The organism is Propioniciclava sp. (genome assembly GCF_047602245.1).
In the GTDB taxonomy this organism is placed as follows: domain Bacteria; phylum Actinomycetota; class Actinomycetes; order Propionibacteriales; family Propionibacteriaceae; genus Propioniciclava.
On the sequence record NZ_JASGHT010000001.1, the window covers coordinates 842,999 to 864,863 of the forward strand.

At 69.1% G+C, this 21,865-nt stretch carries 15 protein-coding genes and 1 pseudogene; 2 read left to right on the plus strand and 14 right to left on the minus strand.

Going from position 1 to position 21,865, the window contains the following annotated elements; all coding sequences use genetic code 11:
- Positions 1 to 24: 24 nt before the first annotated feature.
- Genes QM708_RS04205 through QM708_RS04215 form a run of 3 tightly spaced genes read right to left on the minus strand, consistent with a single transcriptional unit; the run spans position 25 to position 5,139 of the window.
- A complete protein-coding gene (locus QM708_RS04205) occupies positions 25 to 1,020 on the minus strand; it encodes an ABC transporter permease (protein WP_415104710.1) in 996 nt (331 codons plus the stop codon).
- A complete protein-coding gene (locus tag QM708_RS04210) occupies positions 1,017 to 3,620 on the minus strand; it encodes an ATP-binding cassette domain-containing protein (protein ID WP_415104712.1) in 2,604 nt (867 codons plus the stop codon). The genes QM708_RS04205 and QM708_RS04210 overlap by 4 nt, the downstream gene beginning before the upstream one ends.
- A gap of 31 nt (positions 3,621 to 3,651) precedes the next feature.
- Positions 3,652 to 5,139 carry a xylulokinase gene (locus tag QM708_RS04215; protein WP_415104714.1) on the minus strand — a complete coding sequence of 496 codons (1,488 nt, stop codon included), beginning with the start codon at positions 5,137 to 5,139 and terminating at the stop codon, positions 3,652 to 3,654.
- 106 nt (positions 5,140 to 5,245) lie between these two features.
- On the opposite strand from QM708_RS04215, the gene QM708_RS04220 reads away from it, so the two are divergent.
- Together QM708_RS04220 and QM708_RS04225 are read left to right on the plus strand one after the other, a co-directional pair.
- Complete coding sequence (locus QM708_RS04220) at positions 5,246 to 6,328, plus strand: LacI family DNA-binding transcriptional regulator (RefSeq protein WP_415104716.1); 1,083 nt, start codon at positions 5,246 to 5,248, stop codon at positions 6,326 to 6,328.
- Between the two features lie 298 nt (positions 6,329 to 6,626).
- On the plus strand, positions 6,627 to 8,096 hold the full coding sequence (locus QM708_RS04225) for a DUF222 domain-containing protein (RefSeq protein ID WP_415104718.1): 1,470 nt from the start codon (positions 6,627 to 6,629) through the stop codon (positions 8,094 to 8,096).
- On the opposite strand, the gene QM708_RS04230 is transcribed toward QM708_RS04225, so the two are convergent.
- From QM708_RS04230 to QM708_RS04280, 11 genes and pseudogenes are all read right to left on the minus strand, one after another.
- Positions 8,044 to 8,655, minus strand: coding sequence for a DapH/DapD/GlmU-related protein (locus tag QM708_RS04230; RefSeq protein ID WP_415104720.1), 612 nt, complete (start codon positions 8,653 to 8,655; stop codon positions 8,044 to 8,046). The two genes, QM708_RS04225 and QM708_RS04230, sit on opposite strands and share 53 nt — an antisense overlap.
- Positions 8,656 to 8,664: 9 nt before the next feature.
- The gene (locus QM708_RS04235) at positions 8,665 to 9,570 is read right to left on the minus strand and encodes a sucrase ferredoxin (RefSeq protein WP_415104722.1); all 906 of its coding nucleotides are present in this window, start codon (positions 9,568 to 9,570) and stop codon (positions 8,665 to 8,667) included.
- On the minus strand, positions 9,567 to 10,328 hold the full coding sequence (locus tag QM708_RS04240; protein ID WP_415104724.1) for an SDR family NAD(P)-dependent oxidoreductase: 762 nt from the start codon (positions 10,326 to 10,328) through the stop codon (positions 9,567 to 9,569). The genes QM708_RS04235 and QM708_RS04240 overlap by 4 nt, the downstream gene beginning before the upstream one ends.
- Positions 10,325 to 11,719, minus strand: coding sequence for a glutamate--tRNA ligase (gene gltX / locus QM708_RS04245; protein ID WP_415111262.1), 1,395 nt, complete (start codon positions 11,717 to 11,719; stop codon positions 10,325 to 10,327). Before gltX ends, QM708_RS04240 begins: the two co-directional genes overlap by 4 nt.
- A gap of 118 nt (positions 11,720 to 11,837) precedes the next feature.
- Positions 11,838 to 12,344, minus strand: a complete 507-nt coding sequence (locus tag QM708_RS04250) for a flavin reductase (protein WP_415104726.1) — start codon at positions 12,342 to 12,344, stop codon at positions 11,838 to 11,840.
- A complete protein-coding gene (locus QM708_RS04255) occupies positions 12,341 to 12,847 on the minus strand; it encodes an aromatic ring-opening dioxygenase LigA (RefSeq protein ID WP_415104728.1) in 507 nt (168 codons plus the stop codon). The genes QM708_RS04250 and QM708_RS04255 overlap by 4 nt, the downstream gene beginning before the upstream one ends.
- 208 nt (positions 12,848 to 13,055) lie before the next feature.
- Positions 13,056 to 14,249, minus strand: coding sequence for an elongation factor Tu (gene tuf, locus QM708_RS04260; RefSeq protein ID WP_415104730.1), 1,194 nt, complete (start codon positions 14,247 to 14,249; stop codon positions 13,056 to 13,058).
- A 173-nt stretch (positions 14,250 to 14,422) separates the two neighbouring features.
- Entirely contained in the window at positions 14,423 to 16,483 is a 2,061-nt protein-coding gene (gene fusA, locus QM708_RS04265; RefSeq protein WP_415111265.1) for an elongation factor G, read from the minus strand.
- A gap of 145 nt (positions 16,484 to 16,628) precedes the next feature.
- Positions 16,629 to 17,099, minus strand: a complete 471-nt coding sequence (rpsG, locus tag QM708_RS04270) for a 30S ribosomal protein S7 (RefSeq protein WP_415104732.1) — start codon at positions 17,097 to 17,099, stop codon at positions 16,629 to 16,631.
- A complete protein-coding gene (gene rpsL, locus QM708_RS04275) occupies positions 17,099 to 17,470 on the minus strand; it encodes a 30S ribosomal protein S12 (protein ID WP_020488528.1) in 372 nt (123 codons plus the stop codon). The genes rpsG and rpsL overlap by 1 nt, the downstream gene beginning before the upstream one ends.
- 375 nt (positions 17,471 to 17,845) lie before the next feature.
- A pseudogene (locus tag QM708_RS04280) lies at positions 17,846 to 21,722 on the minus strand (DNA-directed RNA polymerase subunit beta').
- Positions 21,723 to 21,865: the final 143 nt, after the last annotated feature.

The following is a 21,865-nucleotide window of genomic DNA, read 5'->3' on the forward strand; positions in this document are numbered from 1 at the left end:
TTCGGCGGTGGTGCGGCTCGAAGCTCAGGCGGCCTTCGCCTGGGCGTTGCGGCGACGCTCCTGCAGCGACCGGATGATCGCCGCGGAGATGTTGGTGATCAGCAGTGACCCGATCAGGACGCCGCCGATGGCGATGCCCTGGGTGTAGCCGCTGACGTTGAGCAGTTGCAGGCTCTTGCGGAGGGTGAGGATGAGCGTGGCCGCGAGCACCACCCCGGTGATGTTGCCCTTGCCGCCGAGGAAGCTGATCCCGCCCAGGAAGGCGACCGTGATCGCGTCCAGTTCCATGCCGAGCGCGGCGTCGGGCGCGATCTGGCTGGTGATGCCGGTGTTGATCACCCCGGCCAGCGCGGCCACCATGCCGGACACGACGAACAGGCCGAAGGTGATGCCGGTGACCTGGACGCCGCTGTAGTAGGCGGTGTCGGGGTTGCCGCCGATCGCGTAGATGCGCCGTCCGACCACACCGCCCTGCAGGACGACGGCGAACACGATGGCCAGGATCACGAACGGCACGATCGCCCACGGGACGATCATCCCGGGCACGTTGTCGTTGCCGAGCACGGTGAAGAAGTCGGGCACCGGCGAGATCGGGCTGCCGCCGAGCAGCACGTAGCACAGGCCGCGGAACAGGGCGAGGGTGCCGAGGGTGACCAGCAGCGCGGGCAGCCCGAGCACCGCCACGAACACCCCGTTGATCGCGCCGCACACCATGCCGGTGACCAGTGCGGCCCCCAGCGCGACCGCGACCGGCGCGCCGGCCTGGAGCGCCAGTCCCGCCGCCACCGAGGACAGCGCCGAGGTGCTGGCCACCGAGATGTCGATGTGCCGGGCGATGATCAGCAGCGCCAGCGGCAGCGCCATCAGCGCCGCGGGGGCGAAGGTGGCCAGCGCGGTGGAGATGCTGAACGGCTGGGTGAAGCCGGGTACCAGCGCGGACGCGGCCCCGACGACCACCACGACCAGCAGCAGCAGGACGGCCTCCCACGACTTGAGTTGCTTGATCAGCGCGGACTTCATGACCGGACCTCCTTGGCGCGGCGGGCGTTGCGGCTGGACACGACGACGTCGATCAGGACCGTGAGCAGGATCGCGCCGCCGAAGAACGCCTGCAGGTAGGACGGGTTGATCCGGGCGATGGTGATCGCGTTCTGGATGATGATCAGGGCCAGGGTGCCCATCACGACGCCGGTCACCGACCCGGCGCCGCCGCGCAGCGACACGCCGCCGACGACCACCGACGCCACCAGCGTGGTCTCCAGCCCGTAGGCGAGCTGGCCGTCGACGGTGGCGTAGTGGGAGGCCCACATCGCTCCGGCGAGGCCGGCGAGGGTGCCGGAGATCACGAAGGAGGCGAAGATGCGCGACTTGGTGCGGATGCCGATCAGCGCGGCCCCGTCCGGGTTGGATCCGGTGGCGTAGATGTCGCGGCCGAACCGGGTCCAGCGCAGGAATCCGCCCATGATCAGCGCGAGCGCGAGCCCGATCCAGACCAGCAGCGAGATGCCGAGCAGGCGTCCGGACGTCCAGGCCAGCCATTCCGGCGGGACCATGCCCGAGGAGATCTGGCGTCCGTTGGACAAGATGGCGTCGATGCCGCGGAAGATCGCCAAGGTGCCGAGGGTGACCACGATGGAGGGGACGCCGCCGTAGGCGACCACGACGCCGTTGATCGCGCCGCAGGCGAGACCGACGCCGACCGCGACGGCGATGCCGAGGAAGATGGACGCGCCGGGCGTGTCGCTCATCGTGGACGCCGCCACGTAGGCCGACAGCCCGATCACCGAACCCAGCGACAGGTCGATATTGCGGGTCAGCATGACCGCCATCTGGCCCAGGCAGGCGACGCCGTACAGTGCCGTGGTGACCGCGAGGTCGGCGAGGTTGGAGCCGCTCAGCACGTTGGGGTTGATGATGCTCAACGGCACCAGGATCGCGATGATCGCGCCGAGCAGGCCGAACTCGCGGCGCGAGACCAGCCGGCGCCACCAGGACGGATGGTCCGCGCCGATGGTGACGACCTCCTTCTTGGCCTCCTCGATCGCCTCGGCCTTCGTCTCGCCCGGCTTGCGGTCGATGCCGACCACACCGGTGGCGGCCAGGCCGATGTCGATCTGGTTGGCGTGCTCGGCATCGAACTCGGCGCTCACCTCGCCCTGGTACATGACGTAGATCCGGTCGCAGGTGCCGAGCAGTTCGGGCATGTCGGAGGAGATCATCAAGATGGCCAGGCCCTGCTGGGCGAGGTCGGCGATGATGCGGTGCACCTCGGCCTTGGCCTGGATGTCGATGCCCTGGGTGGGTTCGTCCAGGATCAGCAGGGTCGGGTTGGTCGCCAGCCATTTGGCCAGGACGACCTTCTGCTGGTTGCCGCCCGACAGGCTGCTGATCGGCTGCTGGTAGTTGGTGAACTTCAGCCGCATCTGGGTGAGCGGCCCGTCGACGAGGGCGTATTCGAGCCGGCGTTGGATCAGCCCGAGCCGGGACGCCTGGCGCACCCTGGGCAGGGTGGCGTTGTCGAGGATGGAGAAGTCCTCGATGATGCTCTGCCCGCGCCGGTCCTCGGACACATAAGCGATGCCGTGCGCGAGGGCGTCCGCCGGTGAGGCCACCTTGACCGGTTCGCCGCGTAGCGAGATCGTGCCCGCCGACGGCCGGTCGACGCCGAACACGGCCCGGGCGACCTCGGTGCGCCCGGCGCCCACCAGGCCGGCGATGCCGACGATCTCGCCGGCGCGCACGTTCAGCGACACGTCTGTGAAGTTGCCGGGCACGGTGAGGTGCTCCAGCCGCAGCACGACCTCGCCCGGCTCGCCGCTCTTGGCCGGGTAGATGTCGTCGAGTTCGCGGCCGACCATCAGTTCCACGATCTGGTTCTCGGTGGTGCCCGCGGTGGGCAGGTCGGCCACCCAGCCGCCGTCGCGCATCACGGTGATCCGGTCCGAGACGGCCAGGATCTCCTCAAGCCGGTGCCCGACGAAGAGCATCGCGACGCCCTGGGCCTTGAGGTCCTCGATCACCCCGAACAGGCGCTCGGTCTCGCCCATGGTCAGCGATGCGGTCGGCTCGTCCAGGATCAGGATGCGGGCGTTGAAGGCCAGCGCCTTCGCGATCTCGACCAGTTGCTGCTCGGAGGTGCTCAGCAGGCCGGTGCGCATGCCCGGGTCGGCGCGCAGGCCGAGCTTTTCCAGGTATTGGCGGGCCTGCTCGCGCATCTGGGCGTGGTCGAGCAGCCCGAGTTTGGTGGTCAGCGGCTGCCCGGCGAAGACGTTCTCGTAGATGGGCAGGTCGGGGAACAGTCCCGGGTGCTGGTGGACGACGGCGATGCCGAGCTTCTGCGCGTCCAGCGGGGTGCGCAGCTCGACGGTCTCGCCGTTCACCCTCACGACGCCGTCGGTGGGGTGGTAGACGCCGCCGAGCATCTTGACGCAGGTGCTCTTGCCGGCTCCGTTCTCCCCCACCAGGGCGAGCACTTCGCCGCGGCGCAGCGCGACCGACACGTGCCGGACGGCGTAGATGGTGTCGAATCGTTTGGAGACGTCGACGAGTTCGGCGAGGACCGCCGGATCGGCCGTCACGGTGGCCCCGTCGCCGGCGGCCGCTACGGATGGGCTGGTCATGGAACCCCTTTCGTTCGGAAGGTCGGGCTGGTCAGGCCCGCTGGGTGCGGAGGCTCTCGACCACCACGTGGAAACGGTCGCGACGCTCGGTGAGCCGGTCGTGGTGGTCGGGGCGGGGGGTATGGAGGGCTCGCTCGCCGGCGGCGTCCGCGGGCGGCGTCCAGAAGCCGTCGGTGTCGTCGGCCGCCTGCGCGCCGAGCATGGCCGCGCCGCGGCCCGAGGCGTCCGGCACCGAGACGACGTGGAGCGCGCGCCCGGTGACGTCGGCCATCAGCTGGCACCATCGTGGGTCGTTGCTGCTGCCGCCGCTGAGCCATAGCCGCTCGATGCCGGCCAGTCCGGGCAGGCTGTCCAGGGCGTCGGCGGCGGCGAACGCGACGCCTTCGAGGCTGGCGCGGAGCAGGTCCGCGCGGGTGTGGCCGGCCGAGAGCTCCACCCAGGAGCCGCGTAGCGCCGGGTCGAGGTAGGGCGTCCGCTCGCCGGTGAGGTGGGGCACGAACAGCGGCTGGGCGGACGCCGGTTCGCCGTCGAGTGCTCCGTACAGCTCATCCCAGTCCGCGCGCAGCACGTCGAGGACCCATTGCAGGGCCAGGCCCGCGTTCTGCACCGCCGCCATCGCGTAGTACCCCTCGCCGGTGACGTCGCGGTAGAGGTGGGTGACCGGCTGGTCCGATAGGACGGCGGGCGGCCCGGCCAGGCGGGACACCACCTGCGCGCCGGTCCCGACGGTGATCTGGGCGGTGCCGCGGGCGAGCCCCGAACCGTGCGAGGCGGCGGCCGCGTCGGCGGCTCCGGCGGCCACCGGCAGGCCTGCGGGCAGGCCGAGCGCGGCGGCGGCGTCCGGGGTGAGGCCGCCGGCGAGCACTCCCGCGTGGTCGAGCAGCGGGGGCAGCAGGGCGGGGTCGACGCCGAGCGCGCCGGCGACATCGGCGTCCCAGCCGCCACCGATCAGGTCGAACAGCAGGGTGGCGGAGGCGTCGCTGGGTTCGGAGGCGACCTGGCCGGTGAGCCGCGCGCGCAGCCAGTCCTTCGGCTGCAGCGCCCACCGGGCCCGCGCGAGCAGTCCGGGCGTATGCCGTGCGGTCCAGCCGAGCAGGGGTCCGGCGGCGCCGGGCATCAGCGGGTTCCCCAGCCGGCGCCGGACGCCGTCGGGCAGGGCGCGGTAGGCGTCCAGTTCGCGGGTGGCGCGCGAGTCGGCCCACAGCATGGCCGGGTGCAGCGGCTCCAGGTCGTCGCCGGTGAGTACCACGCCGTGCATCTGTCCCGACAGGCCGATGCCGCGAACGTCCACGCCGCCCTCGGCGACGGCGGCGCGCACGGCCCGGACGACGGCGTCCCACCACAACGCGGCGGGTGTCTCGGCGTGGGCGAGTTCGGGGTGTTCGACCGGGTAGGGGTGCGAGGCGCGGGCCAGGACCGTCCCGTCGGCGAGCGCGACGACGGCCTTGACGGAACTGGTGCCGAGGTCGATCCCCAGGTAGCCGGGGTCGCTTCCCACCGGTCGGTCTGCCGTGACCATGCCTGCTCCTCACTGAGCGTGCCCGCGTTGTGCGGTGGCACTGAGGCTAGCGGCGTGCAATTCATTGCGCAATAGATTGCGCAACGTGCGTGGTAGCATCCGGGGCATGGTCGGTCGGAAACCTGGCAAGGGCCCGACCATGGCGGACGTGGCGCGCAAGGCCGGCGTTTCCGTCACCACCGTCTCTCACGCGCTGAACGGAAGCCGCGCCGTCGCGGACGCCACCCGGGCGCGCATCGTCAGCGCCGCCGCCGAGCTGGGCTACGTTCCCGACGACCTGCTGCGCGAGTCGCGCACCCGCGGGCTGCGCACGGTGGGATTGGCGATGTCGGCCATCTCCAACCCCTACTTCGGCTATGCCGTGCAAGGCATCGAGGAGACGTTGTCGCGGGCCGGCTACTCCATCCTGCTGGCCGAAACCCACGACGACGAGGAGGGACAGTCCCAGGCGGTGACGCAACTGCTGCGCAAGCACGTCGACGCCGTGATCCTGGCGCCGGTGGGCGATGCCGGGCGCGTCTTGGGATTCATCGAGTCACGCGAGGTGCCGGTGGTCGCGATCGACCGTCCGGTCGCGCACGATGTCGACCAGGTCGCCGTCGAGAACACCGAACCCACCGCGCGCCTGGTCGACCATTTCGCCGAACTCGGCCACCAGCGGATCGCCCTGATCGGCGGACGCGACCGGCTGGGCACCACCGTCGAGCGCGAGGACGGCTACCGGCTCGGGCTGCGGCGCAACGGCCTCGACTGGCGCGCCGACCTGCACGAACGCGGCGACTCCACGATCGATGGCGCTGCCGCGGCGCTGATGCGGCTGCTCAGCCTGTCCCACCCCCCGACCGCCCTGATCACCGCCAACAACTCGATGACCGTCGGCGCGCTCCGCGCCGCGAAGGTGCGCGGCGTCCGCATTCCGTCCGACGTGGCCCTGGCCTCCTTCGACGACTTCGAGTGGGCCGAACTCGTCTCCCCCAGCCTCACCGCGGTGTCCCAGCCCGCGCGCAGCCTCGGGGCCCATGCTGCCGAACTGGTCCTGTCCCGGTTGGCCGATCCCGGCTTGCCGCCGCGCCAACTGCGGTTGGCCACCACGTTCGAACACCGCGAGTCCTGCGGTTGCGCCGTCCCGCCCCCGGGCTCCGGGCTGCTGGCGAATTCCGCGCCGCCCACGTTCAGCGCGTCACGGTGACCGAACCGGAGGCGTCCAGATTTCTGGCACGGCTCGCGACACCCACGCCCGGATTCGAAGAACTGGCCATCATCGTGACGCGGATTCACGCCGCTGCCCACCGCGACTTGCCGTGGTGCGGACCGCTCGACAGCGACCCGTCGCATGTAGGTCAGCGCACCGACGAGACCTCCCCGCAAACCAGATGGTGCGGACACCGAAAGTTGTCCATGGCTACGGACAACACCTTCCCGTAACGGACAACACCATCTGCCCTCAACCCCTAGGGATCGTACATTCGTTCTAATAAAATGGGGGCATGCCCACCACCTCCGGCCTCCAGCTCACCAGCGTCTCCGACGCGCTGGCCGCGCTGGAGCACGCCAGCGAGGCCATCCGGGCGGGCGAGATCGCCCAAGCGCTCGCGATCGCGGCGGTGTGCGACCTGCACCGGGTCGATGAGAGCAAGCTCGTCGAGGGGTGCGAACGCTGGGTGCCCGGCGGCGCCGACGGCACGCCGCGGATCGGCGAGTTCATCGCCGCCGAGATCGGTGCCCTGCTCGGTGTCAGCCCGGCGGGCGCGATGATCCGGATCGCACGGGTGCTGAACGTCCGGCACCGGCACCCCGTGCTGTGGCAGGCGTTCGCCGGCGGTGCCCTCCGCTTCTACGAGGCCACCCAGGTCGCGGACGCCTGCGCGAGCGCCGGCCTGTCGGCCCAGGCGTGCCAGTGGGTTGACCGTCAATGCGCCATCAGCCTGGCGATGCAGCCGTGGTCGCGGGTCCGCACCAAGATCGACCGCTGGATCCTGCTCGCCGACCCGGGCTTGGCCGCCGAGCGCGCCGCGCGCGCTGCCGAGGCCCGCGATGTCGGCGTCGGCCAGATCAAGGACGGCCACTGCGACCTGTGGGGACGCCTCGACGCCGCCGACGGCATCGCTCTCGACCAGGCCCTCACCACCATCGCCGGCACCCTCACGACCAACGGCGAAGACGACAACGACGCAAACACCGCCGATGGACGTCCGTCGCTCGGCCATCGGCGGGCGACGGCGCTCGGGATTCTCGCCCGCAACGCACTGGGCCAACCCGAACTCCCCCGCCCGGCGGAGATCATCATCCGCATCGATGCCACACCCGTGGCGCAGGATGCCATGCCGAGTCCTATCAGCGGGCGCTCGCGAGCCGAGTCCGCGCCGACCCCGAGCCCACACACCACCCCCAGCGCTGAACTGGCACCACTCCCTTTGTCGCCGGTCGCCGAGGTTCAGGGATGGGGAGCAATCCTCACCAAGGAACTCCCGGAGTTCCTCAGCGGCTGCAACGTCACCATCCGGCCTGTCGTCGATGTGCGCGGCTTGCCGACGGCCGGCGGCTACCACATTCCCGACGCGATGCGTCTGGCCGTCACCGAGCGCTGGCCAGTGGACGCCTTCCCCTACGGCACCCATCGCTCGGCCACCTGCGATCTCGACCACAGCACACCGTACGGCGAGGGCGGAGCCACGCACGTCGACAACCTGGCACCGCTACGGCGGTTCAGCCATCGCGCCCGCACCCACGGTGGATGGGAACTCACTCAGCCTCAGCCCGGATTGCTCGTCTGGACATCACCCCACGGTTACGCCTACGCGACCACCCCGTCGGGAACCATCAGAATCGGACGCCAAGCCCGCGAGCACCGATGGTGGCAACAAGAACCACCCGACTGGCTCGACCATCAGGTTCGTCCGGCTACTACCTCTGCCCGCGGGCGTCCTGCACGGCCCCACTCTGAACTGACGAGTTGACCGGACGCAGGATCTTCGCGGGAACTCCTCCGACGACGACTCCGGCCGGAACGTCCTTGGTGACCACCGCACCAGCGGCGATGATGGAGCCGTCCCCGATGGTCACACCGGGAACGACGGTGACGTTGGCGCCGAACCAGACGTTGCGCCCGATCACGATCGGGGCGGGCGTGATGTTGCCGCGTTCGGCCGGGTCCTCGCTGTGGTTCAGGGTCGCGAACGTGCAGCCGTGCCCGATCAGCGTGCCGTCGCCGATGGTGATGCCGCCGGCGTCCTGGAATCGGCAGCCCATATTGATGAAGACCCCTTCACCGAAGCGCAGGTTCTTCCCGAACTCGCTGTAGAACGGTGGGAAGACCGCCAGCGACTCGGGAACCTTGTGCCCGGTGAGTTCCGACAGCAGGGCGCGGATCTCGTCGGGCGTGCGATAGGCACCGTTGATCCGGGCGGTCACCTGGAGGGCTTTCTGCGCATACTCGTTAATCACTTGATGCGCTGGCGACCCCGCCTGCACCAGTTCATGCCGTGCCATCAGCTCGAGAAACTCGGAAAGATCCATAGACCCACGCTAGCGAAGCTGCCGGGAGGCAGGCCCGACCGCCGCCACACGGTAGATCTTCGAGGGCTTCTCCTCCTTGCCGCACGACTCCGGCAGGGGTGCGCCGGTGATCGACTCGACACGCAACGCCCAGGACCGTCCGTCGCCGTGACGAACCACCCAATGATCGTCGGCACCCTCGACGTTCAAGGCCGCGAGCGAGGTCTCGCCCGTCTCGGCACGCACCCAGGACTCGGCGGCCGCGGCGCGCGGGTCGAGGTGGCTGCGGCCGCGGTCGTGCCGCCAGCCGAACGTTTCCACCGCGAGGCGTCCGGACGCCGCGGCGTCCAGCGCTGCCGCCCCCAGTTCGGGGGTGACCCGCGCGAGCACCTGGCCGGACGGCAGCACCACTCCGGTGGGCGCGAACCGGTGGCCGCCGGTGTGCGTGCACTCCCATACGTCCCGCCCGGCGGCGGCCAACTCGGTGAGCACCGGACGCCCGCGCAGCGCACAGCAGCGGTCGCGCTTGGCATTGGTGCAGACCAGCAGCACCGGCCCGGACTCCTCGAATCCGGGCGCGTCCAGCGGACGCGAACCGGCCAGCTCGTCCCACGGCAGCCCGAGCAATTCGGCCGGATCGGACACGTCCACCCGCCGCAACCACGGCGACGACGACAACCCGCCCGCGACGTAGGCCACCCGGTGCGGCGTGGTCTGCTGCGCATGCCGTCCCGGACGCCGGATCAGCAGGATCTTGCCCCCCGCCGCCCCGGCCGCCGCCGACAAGGCCGCCCCGATCTCGGGATCGAGTCCCGACTCGACGAGCGCATCCCGCCCCCACGAACCGTTCTGTTCGAGCGCGACCCAAAACGACGCCCGCCCGGCCGTCCCCCACGCCGACAGCGTGTCCCACAGCGCGGAGCACGAGGCCGTCATCGCGGCATCCTTCGCCAGATCGCGCGCGGAACGAACGGTGCCACTGAGAACATCACCCGTAGTTGCCAGGGGATCCACAGCACCGATGCTCCGCCGCCGCGCAGGCGGGTGACGACGGCGTCCGCTACCTGGCCGGGCGTCGAGGCGAACACGGCGGGCTTCATGCCGCGGGTCATCCGGCCGACCACGAAGCCGGGCCGGGCGATCACCACCTCCACACCGGTCCCGTGCAGGGCGTCGGACAGGCCGGACGCGAAGCCGTCCAGGCCGGCCTTCGCCGAGCCGTAGACGTAGTTGGCGCGGCGCACCCGCACGCCGGCGACCGACGAGAACGCCACGATCCGGCCCCGGACGCCGTTGGTCCCGGCCGGTCGCGCGCGCATCACGCCGGCGAGCACCGTCAGCAGGGACGCCTGCGCGACGAAGTCGGTGTGTAGGACGCGCACCACCTCGGCCTCGTCGTGTTCGGCGGCGTCCTGGTCGCCCAGGATGCCGAACGCCAGCACCGCCGTCGCGATCGGCCCGGCCACCTGCTCGATCCGGCGCACCACCTCACGATGTGCCGCGACGTCGTCGGCGTCGAAGTCGATCACCTCGATCCGCGCGGCACCCGCCGCACGCATCGCATCCACCCCGTCCGAGGCATCGGCCCCGGGCCGGACGGCGAGCACGACGCAGGAGGCGTCCGCCGCGAGCCGCTCAGCGATCGCGAGACCGATCTCGGAGCGGCCACCGAAGACCGCGACGACCCCGCTCACAGCGCCGAACGCAGCGCCCGGATGCGGGCCAGCGAGGAGGCGCGGCCGAGGATCTCCATGGACTCGAACAGCGGCGGCGACACCCGTGACCCGGTGATCGCCACCCGCACCGGCCCGAACGCGAACTTCGGCTTCACGCCGAGGCCCTCGACCAGGCTGGCGCGCAGCGTCGCCTGAATGGAGGCGTGCTCCCAGAACGGCAGCGCCTCCAGGGCGGACGCCGCGGCGTCCAGCACCTCGGCGGCGTTCTCGGGAAGCGAGGCGCGCGCGGCATCCTCGACCACCAACTCGGCGTCGGCGGCGAACAGGAACGCCAGCTTGCCGAGCGCCTCCGACAGCAACACCAGCCGCTCCTGGATCAACGGCGTCGCCGCATGCAGCTTCGCCACCTCGTCCTCGCTCGGATCGGCCCACACGCCGGTGAACCGCAGGTGCTCGACGATCCGCTCGGCCAGCGCCTGGGGCGCGAGCGAACGGATGTAGTGCCCGTTCAGCCAGTTCAGCTTGTCCAGGTCGAACACCGGCCCGACCGTGTTCACCTTGGCCCAGTCGAAGCCGGCCACGAACTCCTCGAAGGAGGACACCTCGGAGTCGTCGTCGGCCGGCGGATAGCCCAGCAGTTGCAGGAAGTTGACCAGCGCCTCGGGCAGGTAGCCCTGCTCGCGGAACCACAGCAGCCGCGCGGCCGGGTTCTTGCGCTTGGAGATCTTCGACTTGTCGGTATTGCGCAGCAGCGGCATGTGCGCGAACGCGGGCACCTGCCAGCCGAGCCAGCGGTAGAGCAGGATGTGCTTGGGCGTGGAACTGATCCACTCCTCGCCGCGCACCACATGCGTGATGCCCATCAGGTGATCATCGACCACGACGGCGAGATGGTAGGTCGGGAACCCGTCGGTCTTCAGGATCACCTGGTCATCGGGCACCGGGGCACTCACCGGGCCACGCACCAGGTCGCCGAAGGCGATCTCGACATCATCGGGAATCAGCATCCGCACCACCGGGGTCTCGCTGAACCCGGGCAGCGCGGCGCGCTCCTCACGGGTCTTACCCAGACACATCCGGTCGTAGCCGGTCACCGCCTGCTTGGACGCCTGCTGCTCGGCCCGCATCTGCGCGAGCCGCTCGGTGCTGCACCAGCAGTAGTAGGCGTGCCCGGCGGCGATCAGCTGGTCGACGTAGGGACGGTAGGTGTCCAGGCGCTCCGACTGCCGGTAGGGCGCATACGGTCCGCCCTTGTCGGGGCCCTCGTCCCAGGTCAGCCCGAGCCAGCTGAGCGTGCCGAAGATCTGCTGCTCGGAATCGGCGACGTAGCGGGCACGGTCGGTGTCTTCGATGCGCAGCACGAATGCACCGCCGGTCTTGCGGGCCCAGGCCAGGTTGAACAAGGACATGTACGCCGTCCCGACGTGCGGATCACCGGTCGGGGACGGCGCCACGCGCAGGCGCGCGGGCGTGGAGGTGGCATCAGTCATGGTGGCCCCAGACTACCGCCCGAGCACGCCAGCGCGGTCAGGGCTCCCGCAGGCGTCCGCGCAGCTGGATCAGCCCGGCCTCGTCGGCCACCTCGATGTGTTCCAGGACGCCGGACACCTCCACCGACCAGCCCATCGGCCGCACGTCGGTCACGCGGGCTCCCGCCCAGGTGCCGGACGCCGCCGGTCGCGGCCCCCAGTCGGTGTCGAGGAACTCCGCCGCCGCGAACGGCCCGCCCGGCGCCGGGCCGAGCCCGGCGAACACCTCGACCAGACGCCGCTGCGCGGGGGTCAGCACCGCCACCACGAACCGGGCATCCAGAACCAGCAGGTCGGCCAGATCGGTGTCGGGATCGACCAGGCCCAGCACGCGCGGCGGCTCGCCGGGCACCACCAGCGTCGAACTCACCGTCAGCCCGGCCCGGCCGGCACCGCGTCCGGACGCCCACAACGTCACCGGGGCAGCCAACCGCCCGCGCAGCCGGCGGGCGGCGTCGCGGGCGGACGGCGGAACGGCGAAGGGGTGTTCGCGATGAATACTCACGAAGCCGATCGTGCCACCTTGGTGAAGGCCCAGCCGACCACGATCAGGGTGAGGCCGATCCCGATGGCGAACAGGCAGACACCGTAGGACAGCACCGAGGTGAACAGCGACGCGCGCAGGAACGAGCCGTTCATCGCGGTGGTGCGCTGCTTGGTGAACTCCTCCGACTGGGCGGTCAGCTCCTCGGCCTTGGCCAGGTCGCCGGCCTCCTTGGCCTTGGTGGCCTCGTTCTTGGCGGCGGTGGCCGCCGCACCCAGTTCGGCGTAGGTGAGGCCCTTGGACCCCTTGAGGGCGTGCATATTGATCGCTTCGGCCTGCGCGTAGGCCGAGATCGGGTCCTGCACCTGCGATCCGCCGGCGAACGGGGCGTCCGCGGACACGGTGATCTTCTCGGCGGCGAGCTGGCTGGTGACCAGTCCCCACACGACACCGCCGGTGATGGTGAACAGGATGCCCATGATCATCGAGACGACGCCGGCGAACTTCAGCGGCTTGAGGTTCATTGGTTGCTCCTTGCATCCGAGTGGAAGGGACGTGGCCGGATCGTGAACGCTCAATCATTGATCCGGATACGACTGAAATTTCTACTACTACAGATCGTAGCAGTAGAAGGCCGCGATCGCGAGAGCACGACCATCACGCGTGCGAGCATGCGAAAAGGCCCGCCCCTCCGAAGAGGTGCGGGCCCTTTCAGGCTTCGCGTGACTCAGTTCACTTGATGATCTTGGTCACGTTGCCGGCGCCGACGGTACGGCCACCCTCGCGGATCGCGAACTTGAGGGCTTCCTCCATCGCGATCGGCTTGTTGAGGTGCACGGTCATGCCGGTGTTGTCACCGGGCATCACCATCTCGGTGCCCTCGGGCAGCTGGACCACACCGGTGACGTCGGTGGTGCGGAAGTAGAACTGCGGGCTGTAGTTCGAGAAGAACGGCTTGTGACGGCCACCCTCCTCCTTGTTCAGCACGTAGACCTGCGCCTCGAAGTCGGTGTGCGGGGTAACCGAACCCGGCTTGCACACGACCATGCCGCGCTCGACGTCGTCCTTCTTGGTGCCGCGGAGCAGCAGGCCGACGTTCTCGCCCGCGCGACCCTCGTCGAGGATCTTGCGGAACATCTCGACACCGGTGATGGTGGTCGACTGCTTGGTCTCGCGGATACCGATGATGTCGACGGTCTCGCCGGTCTTGACGATGCCGCGCTCGATACGACCGGTGACGACGGTGCCACGACCGGTGATCGTGAAGACGTCCTCGATCGGCATCAGGAAGGGCTTCTCGGTGTCGCGCTCCGGCTGCGGGATGTACTCGTCCACCGCGTCCATCAGCTCGAGGATCGAGTCGGCCCACTTGGCGTCGCCCTGCATCGCCGGGAAGGCGGCAACGCGAACGATCGGCAGGTTGTCGCCATCGAACTCCTGAGCGGACAGCAGCTCGCGCAGCTCCATCTCGACGAGCTCGATGAGCTCCTCGTCGTCGACCATGTCGCACTTGTTGAGCGCGACGACGATCGCCGGGACGCCGACCTGACGGGCCAGCAGGATGTGCTCGCGGGTCTGAGCCATCGGGCCGTCGGTGGCGGCGACCACGAGGATCGCGCCGTCCATCTGAGCGGCACCGGTGATCATGTTCTTGACGTAGTCAGCGTGACCGGGGCAGTCGACATGGGCGTAGTGACGCGCCTCGGTCTGGTACTCGACGTGCGCGATCGAGATGGTGATACCGCGCTGGCGCTCCTCGGGGGCCTTGTCGATCTGGTCGAAGGCCGACACAGCGTTCAGCTCGGGGTACTTGTCGTGGAGCACCTTCGTAATCGCCGCGGTGAGCGTGGTCTTGCCGTGGTCGACGTGCCCGATGGTGCCGATGTTGCAGTGCGGCTTGGTCCGCTCAAACTTGGCCTTTGCCACTTGGGCTCCTCTTTCTGTCGCTCCGGCGGGGCTCGCGCGGAGCAGGTCGAACTTGCTTACATCTGGTCGGCCCGCGAAACGCGGACCCAACCAAGTCTTGTCGAGTGAGCCGGGAGAGTCAAACTGACTCCCCCGGGACCACCACTCGGCCTAGGTGAGCCGCCCGGCGAGGATCACTCGCCGCCGCGGCCCTTCTCGATGATCTCCTCGGCCACCGACTTCGGCACCTCGCCGTAGGAGTGGAACTCCATGGAGTAGGAGGCCTGGCCCGAGGTCTTCGAACGCAGGTCGCCGACGTAGCCGAACATCTCCGACAGCGGCACCAGCGCGCGAACGATCTGGTTGCCGTGCGCCTCCTCCATGCCCTGGACGTGGCCACGGCGGGAGTTGATGTCGCCGATCACGGTGCCCAGGTAGTCGTCGGGGGTGGTGACCTCGACGGCCATCAGCGGCTCGAGCAGGGCCGGGTCGGCCTTGCGGGCGGCCTCCTTGAAGACCATCGAACCGGCGATCTTGAAGGCGAGCTCGGAGGAGTCAACATCGTGGTAGGCGCCGTCCAGCAGCGTCACCTTGATGTCCTCGACCGGGTAGCCGGCCAGCGGGCCGAAGGCCATCGCCTCCTGGATGCCCTGGTCGACCGCCGGGATGTACTCGCGCGGGATGCGCCCACCGGTGACCCCGTTGACGAACTCGTAGCCCGCGCCCGCCTCCTGCGGCTCCAGCGCGATGATGACCTTGCCGTACTGGCCCGAACCACCCGACTGCTTCTTGTGGGTGTATTCGACCTTCTCGACCTTGCGGCGCAGCGTCTCACGGTAGGCCACCTGCGGCTTGCCGATGTTGGCCTCGACCTTGAACTCGCGGCGCATCCGGTCGATCAGCACCTCCAGGTGCAGCTCGCCCATGCCGGCGATGATCGTCTGGCCGGTCTCCTCGTCGGTGTGGACGCGGAAGGTCGGGTCCTCCTCGGCGAGCCGCTGGATGGCGGTCGACAGCTTCTCCTGGTCCGACTTCGTCTTCGGCTCGATGGCCTGCTCGATGACCGGGTTCGGGAACTCCATCGACTCCAGGATGATCGGCTTGGCCGGGTCGCACAGCGTCTCGCCGGTGGTGGTGTCCTTCAGGCCCATCACCGCACAGATCATGCCGGCGCCGATCTCGGCGATCTCCTCACGCTTGTTGGCGTGCATCTGGTAGATCTTGCCGATCCGTTCCTTCTTGCCCTTGGTGGCGTTCAGCACCTGCGAACCCGCCTTGAGGACGCCGGAGTAGACGCGCACGTAGGTGAGCCGGCCCAGGTGCGGGTCGGCGGCGACCTTGAACGCGAGCAGGCTCAGCGGCTCGTCGCTGCTCGGCTTGCGCAGCAGCTGCACCGACTCGTCACCGGGCTTGAAGCCCTCGATGGCCGGCACGTCCAGCGGGGACGGCAGGTAGTCGATGACCGCGTCCAGCATCGGCTGCACGCCCTTGTTCTTGAACGACGTGCCGCACACGACGGCGGTGAACTTGTTGCCCAGGACGCCGCGGCGGACGGCCGCCTTGATGGTGTCGACGTCGATCTCCTCGCCGGAGTCCTCGGCCAGCAGCCAGGTCTCGGCGAAGTCGTCGTCGTGGTCGGCCAGCGTCTGGATGAGCTCCTCGCGCGCCTCGGCAGCGGCGTCGGCCAGGTCGGCCGGGATCTCCTCGACGGTGTAGTCCTCGCCGATGGCGGTCTCGCCGCGCCACATCAGGGCGCGCATGCCGACCAGGTCGATGACGCCCTGGAACTGCGCCTCGGCACCCACCGGCAGCTGCAGCAGCACGGCGGTGGCGTTCAGGCGCTCGCGGATCGTCTTGACGACGAAGTCGAAGGACGCGCCGGTGCGGTCGAGCTTGTTGACGTAGCAGATGCGCGGCACGCCGTACTTGGTGGCCTGGCGCCACACGGTCTGGCTCTGCGGCTCGACGCCGGCGACACCGTCGAACACGGCGACCGCGCCGTCGAGGACGCGCAACGAGCGCTCCACCTCGACGGTGAAGTCCACGTGGCCGGGGGTGTCGATGATGTTGATCTGGTGGTCGTGCCAGTAGCAGGTGGTGGCGGCCGACGTGATGGTGATGCCGCGCTCCTGCTCCTGCTCCATCCAGTCCATGGTGGCCGCACCCTCGTGCACTTCACCGATCTTGTAGTTGATGCCGGTGTAGAACAGGATGCGCTCGGTGGTGGTGGTCTTGCCCGCGTCGATGTGGGCCATGATGCCGATGTTGCGGACCTTGGCCAGGTTGGTCGTGATGTCAATGGCCACGGGATGTTTCCCCTCTTGTTACGTAAAGTTTCGTGCGACTCGGGACAGGCAGGAAGCTCTTCCCCGCTCCAGGGCGGGGAAGAGCTTCAGCAGATCACCAGCGGTAGTGGGCGAAGGCGCGGTTGGCCTCGGCCATCTTGTGCGTGTCCTCGCGCTTCTTCACGCTTGCGCCGAGCCCGTTGCTCGCGTCGAGGATCTCGTTCATCAGGCGCTCGGTCATGGTCTTCTCACGACGCTGGCGGGAGAAGCTGACCAGCCAGCGCATCGACAGCGTGGTCGCGCGGGCCGGCTTCACCTCGACGGGCACCTGGTAGGTGGCGCCACCGACACGGCGGGACTTGACCTCGACGGCGGGACGGATGTTGTCCAGCGCCTTCTTGAGGGTCTGCACCGGGTCGACGCCGGTCTTGGCCCGGGTGCCCTCCAGCGCGCCGTAGACGATGTTCTGAGCGGTGGTCTTCTTGCCGTCCAGCAGGATCTTGCTCACCAGCTGGGAGACCAGCGGCGAGCCGTAGACGGGATCGACGACGATCGGCCGCTTCGGGGCCGGACCCTTGCGAGGCATTACTTCTCCTTCTTCGCGCCGTAACGGCTGCGGGCCTGCTTGCGGTTCTTGACACCCTGGGTGTCGAGCGAGCCGCGGATGATCTTGTACCGAACGCCGGGCAGGTCCTTCACACGACCGCCGCGCACCAGCACCATCGAGTGCTCCTGCAGGTTGTGACCCACGCCCGGGATGTAGGCGGTCACCTCGACGCCGGAGGACAGGCGAACGCGCGCCACCTTGCGGAGCGCCGAGTTCGGCTTCTTCGGGGTGGTGGTGTACACACGCGTGCACACACCCCGGCGCTGGGGCGAGCCCTTGAGGGCAGGCGTCTTGTTCTTGCTGACCTTGTCAGTGCGGCCCTTGCGGACCAACTGCTGGATGGTGGGCACCGGCTGGTATTCCTTCGTTGTTCGGTTGTTGACCCCTGGTGGGCCACGCTGTGACGCGCTGACCTTGCGGCGAACTCGGCGAGGAGTCCGGCCGTGTCGGCCTGTCGCGGATGTGAGTGCCAGGCGAGCCGCTGCGGGCGCTGTGGCATGCACGGTCGGTTCGGCTACCCGAACACAACGACAAAGGCTAGTGGTTAGACCCTGGGGCGGTCAAAATCAACCGTGGATGCCCCGGGCCATGACTAGCCGAAGAACGCACCGACCATACTAGCGCGCTACCCCGCGATCCCCCAAGACGGACGCCCGCCGCCCCTGGTCCGGGCATGCGAAAGCCCCGCCACCACCACCGGTGACGGGGCTTGCGCAGGTCTCAGCTCAGCTGAAGTCGCCCAGGTCGAAGTCGTCCCCGCCCGCGGCACCGCCACCGGCGATGTCGTAGTCGTACGGGTCATAGCCGAGGTCGTAGGCCGCAGCCCGTGCCTCGGCCGTCGGCTCCACCCGGATGTTGCGGTACCGGTCCAGACCGGTACCCGCCGGGATCAGCTTGCCCAGGATGACGTTCTCCTTCAGGCCGACCAGGGAGTCCGACTTGGCCTGGATGGCCGCGTCGGTGAGCACCTTGGTCGTCTCCTGGAAGGACGCCGCCGACAGCCACGATTCGGTGGCCAGCGACGCCTTGGTGATGCCCATCAGCACCGGACGCCCCTGCGCGGGGGTACGGCCCTCGGTGATCGCCTTGCGGTTCTCGGACTCGAACAGCGCGCGGTCCACCAGGTCACCGGGCAGGATCGTGGTGTCGCCCGACTCGATGACCGTCACCCGGCGCAGCATCTGGCGGATGATGATCTCGATGTGCTTGTCGTGGATCGGGGCCCCCTGGGTCCGGTACACGGCCTGCACCTCCTCGACCAGGTGCTCCTGAACCCGCCGCAGGCCGTTGACGCGCAGGATGTCCTGCGGGTCGAGCGTGCCCGCCCACAACTGCTGACCGGCGATGACGCGATCGCCGTCGTTGATGGAGTGCTTGACCATGGCGGCGTCCTCCCACTCCAGGCGCACACGGCGCGGGAGCGGGTACTCCAGGTCTTCCTCACCATCGTCACGGACGATCACCAGCTTGCGGGTGCGGTCGCCCTCCTCCATCCGGATCCGGCCGGCGGCCTCGGCGATCGGGGCCTTGCCCTTCGGCGTCCGGGCCTCGAAAAGCTCGCCGACACGCGGCAGACCCTGGGTGATGTCGTCACCGGCCACACCACCGGTGTGGAAGGTACGCATCGTCAGCTGGGTTCCGGGCTCACCGATCGACTGCGCGGCGACGATACCGACCGCCTCGCCGACGTCGACGAGCTTGCCGGAGGCCAGGGAGCGGCCGTAGCACATCGCGCAGGTGCCCAGCGCCGACTCACACGTCAGCACCGAACGCACCTTCACCTCGGTGACCCCGGCCTCGATGAGGCGTCCGATCACCTCGTCGCCCAGGTCGATGCCGGCCTGCGCCAGCACTTCGCCCGAGGCGCTCACCACGTCGGCGGCCAGGGTGCGCGCGTAGACCGAGGTCTCCACGTTGAACGCCGCGCCGACCCGGCCGTCGCGACCGACGGCCACGATGGTCTTGGTCAGGCCGCGCTCGGTGCCGCAGTCCTCCTCGCGGATGATCACGTCCTGGGAGACGTCCACCAGACGACGGGTCAGGTAACCCGAGTCGGCGGTCCGCAGCGCGGTGTCGGCCTGGCCCTTACGGCCACCGTGGGTGGAGATGAAGTACTCCAGAACCGACAGGCCCTCGCGGAAGTTCGACTTGATCGGACGGGCGATGATCTCGCCCTTCGGGTTGGCCACCAGGCCACGCATGGCGGCGATCTGGCGCATCTGCGTCATATTTCCTCGCGCGCCCGAGTTCACCATCATGAAGATGGGGTTCTCGGTGGTGAAGTTCGCCTCCATCGCCGCGGTCAGCTCGGCGGTGGCGTCGGTCCACAGCTGGACGAGCTCCTGCTGGCGCTCTTCCTCGGTGACCTTGCCGCGCTCGAACTGGCGGGTGATCTTGGCCGCACGCGCGTCGTAGGACGCCAGGATCTCCGGCTTGCTCGCCGGGGTCTGGATGTCGGCGATCGACACGGTCACGCCGGAGCGGGTCGCCCAGCGGAAACCGATGTCCTTGAGCCGGTCGAGGGTGCGCGCCACGGCGACCTTCGGGTAGCGCTCGGCGAGCTCGTTGACGATCTGGCCCAGGCGCTTCTTGCCCACCGACGCGTTCACGTACGGGTAGTCCGAGGGCAGCGCCTCGTTGAACAGGGCGCGGCCCAGCGTGGTCTCGATCAGGAAGGAGCCGTCCTGGCGTGCCTCGACGCCGCGGCGGCTCGATGCCCTCCATCCGGATCTTGATCAGCGAGTTGATCTCGATCTCGGCCCGGTCGAAGGCCATGTAAGCCTCGTCCTTGCTGACGAACACGCGACCCTCGCCGGTCTGCCCCTCACGCGCGGTGGTGAGGAAGTAGTGGCCGATGATCATGTCCTGCGTAGGCAGGGTGACCGGACGGCCGTCGGCGGGCTTGAGGATGTTGTTCGTGCTCAGCATCAGGACGCGGGCCTCAGCCTGAGCCTCGGCCGACAGCGGCAGATGGACGGCCATCTGGTCGCCATCGAAGTCGGCGTTGAACGCGGTGCAGACCAGCGGGTGCAGCTGGATCGCCTTGCCCTCGATCAGCTGCGGCTCGAACGCCTGGATGCCGAGGCGGTGCAGCGTGGGCGCACGGTTCAGCAGCACCGGGTGCTCCATGATGACCTCTTCGAGGACATCCCACACCACCGGGCGCTGGCGCTCGACCATGCGCTTGGCCGACTTGATGTTCTGCGCCAGGTTCAGGTCGTCGAGGCGCTTCATCACGAACGGCTTGAACAGCTCCAGCGCCATGTTCTTCGGCAGGCCGCACTGGTGCAGCTTCAGCTGCGGGCCGACCACGATGACCGAACGGCCCGAGTAGTCGACGCGCTTGCCGAGCAGGTTCTGGCGGAACCGGCCCTGCTTGCCCTTGAGCATGTCGGAGATCGACTTCAGCGGCCGGTTGCCCGGGCCGGTGACCGGACGCCCACGGCGTCCGTTGTCGAACAGCGAGTCGACGGCCTCCTGCAGCATCCGCTTCTCGTTGTTCACGATGATCTCGGGCGCGCCCAGGTCGAGCAGTCGCTTGAGGCGGTTGTTGCGGTTGATCACCCGGCGGTACAGGTCGTTGAGGTCGGAGGTCGCGAAGCGGCCGCCGTCCAGCTGCACCATCGGGCGCAGGTCCGGCGGGATGACCGGGACGGCGTCCAGCACCATGCCGGTCGGGCTGTTGGTGGTGTTCAGGAACGCCGAGACCACCTTGAGCCGCTTCAGGGCGCGGGTCTTGCGCTGGCCCTTGCCGGTCTGGATGATCTCGCGCAGCCGCTCGGACTCCAGGGCGAGATCGAAGTCGGACAGGCGGCGCTTGATCGCCTCCGCGCCCATGAAGCCCTCGAAGTACCGGCCGAAGCGGTTCTTCATCTCGCGGTAGAGGATCTCGTCGCCTTCGAGGTCCTGCACCTTGAGGCCCTTGAAGCGTGCCCAGACCGCATCCAGGCGGTCGAGCTCGCGCTGCGCGCGGTCGCGGGTCAGCTTGACCTCGCGCTCGCCGACGTCGCGGACCCGCTTCTTCTGATCGGCCTTGGCGCCTTCGGCCTCCAGGGCGGCGACGTCCTCCTCGATCTTCTGCATGCGCGCCTCGATGTCGGCGTCGCGGCGGGCGGCGATCTGCTTGCGCTCGACCTCCACCTTCGCCTCCAGCGACGGCAGGTCGCGGTGGCGGGCGTCCTCGTCGACCGAGGTGATCATGTAGGCGGCGAAGTAGATGACCTTCTCCAGGTCCTTCGGCGCGACGTCGAGCAGGTAGCCCAGACGGCTCGGCACACCCTTGAAGTACCAGATGTGCGTGACCGGGGCGGCCAGCTCGATGTGGCCCATCCGCTCGCGGCGCACATTGGAGCGGGTGACCTCGACGCCACAGCGCTCACAGATGATGCCCTTGAAGCGCACCCGCTTGTACTTGCCGCAGTAGCACTCCCAGTCACGGGTCGGGCCGAAGATCTTCTCGCAGAACAGGCCGTCGCGCTCAGGCTTGAGGGTGCGGTAGTTGATCGTCTCAGGCTTCTTGACCTCGCCGTGGCTCCATTCGCGGATCTGATCGGCCGTCGCCAGACCGATGCGCAGCTCGTCGTAGAAGTTGACGTCCAGCACGTTTGTTCTCTCTCTCCCTGTGGGGGACTCGTACGGACCGGTGGCCGCCGATCCGGACTACCGTCCAAGGCGCCTCGGACGGGGTGGGGGCTGATCGGCCCCCGGCGAGTGATGGGTGCGGGACTCCGGTGGGAGCCCCGCAC

Coding starts and splice junctions, on each gene's coding strand:
- QM708_RS04255 (WP_415104728.1), bottom strand. CDS start 12,847: ATGAACCTCAAGCCGCTGAAGTTCGCCGGCGTCGTCTCGATGATCATG.
- QM708_RS04205 (WP_415104710.1), bottom strand. CDS start 1,020: ATGAAGTCCGCGCTGATCAAGCAACTCAAGTCGTGGGAGGCCGTCCTG.
- QM708_RS04225 (WP_415104718.1), top strand. CDS start 6,627: ATGCCCACCACCTCCGGCCTCCAGCTCACCAGCGTCTCCGACGCGCTG.
- QM708_RS04215 (WP_415104714.1), bottom strand. CDS start 5,139: ATGGTCACGGCAGACCGACCGGTGGGAAGCGACCCCGGCTACCTGGGG.
- QM708_RS04230 (WP_415104720.1), bottom strand. CDS start 8,655: ATGGATCTTTCCGAGTTTCTCGAGCTGATGGCACGGCATGAACTGGTG.
- QM708_RS04220 (WP_415104716.1), top strand. CDS start 5,246: ATGGTCGGTCGGAAACCTGGCAAGGGCCCGACCATGGCGGACGTGGCG.
- QM708_RS04235 (WP_415104722.1), bottom strand. CDS start 9,570: ATGACGGCCTCGTGCTCCGCGCTGTGGGACACGCTGTCGGCGTGGGGG.
- fusA (WP_415111265.1), bottom strand. CDS start 16,483: ATGGCCCACATCGACGCGGGCAAGACCACCACCACCGAGCGCATCCTG.
- QM708_RS04210 (WP_415104712.1), bottom strand. CDS start 3,620: ATGACCAGCCCATCCGTAGCGGCCGCCGGCGACGGGGCCACCGTGACG.
- rpsG (WP_415104732.1), bottom strand. CDS start 17,099: ATGCCTCGCAAGGGTCCGGCCCCGAAGCGGCCGATCGTCGTCGATCCC.
- gltX (WP_415111262.1), bottom strand. CDS start 11,719: ATGTCCTTGTTCAACCTGGCCTGGGCCCGCAAGACCGGCGGTGCATTC.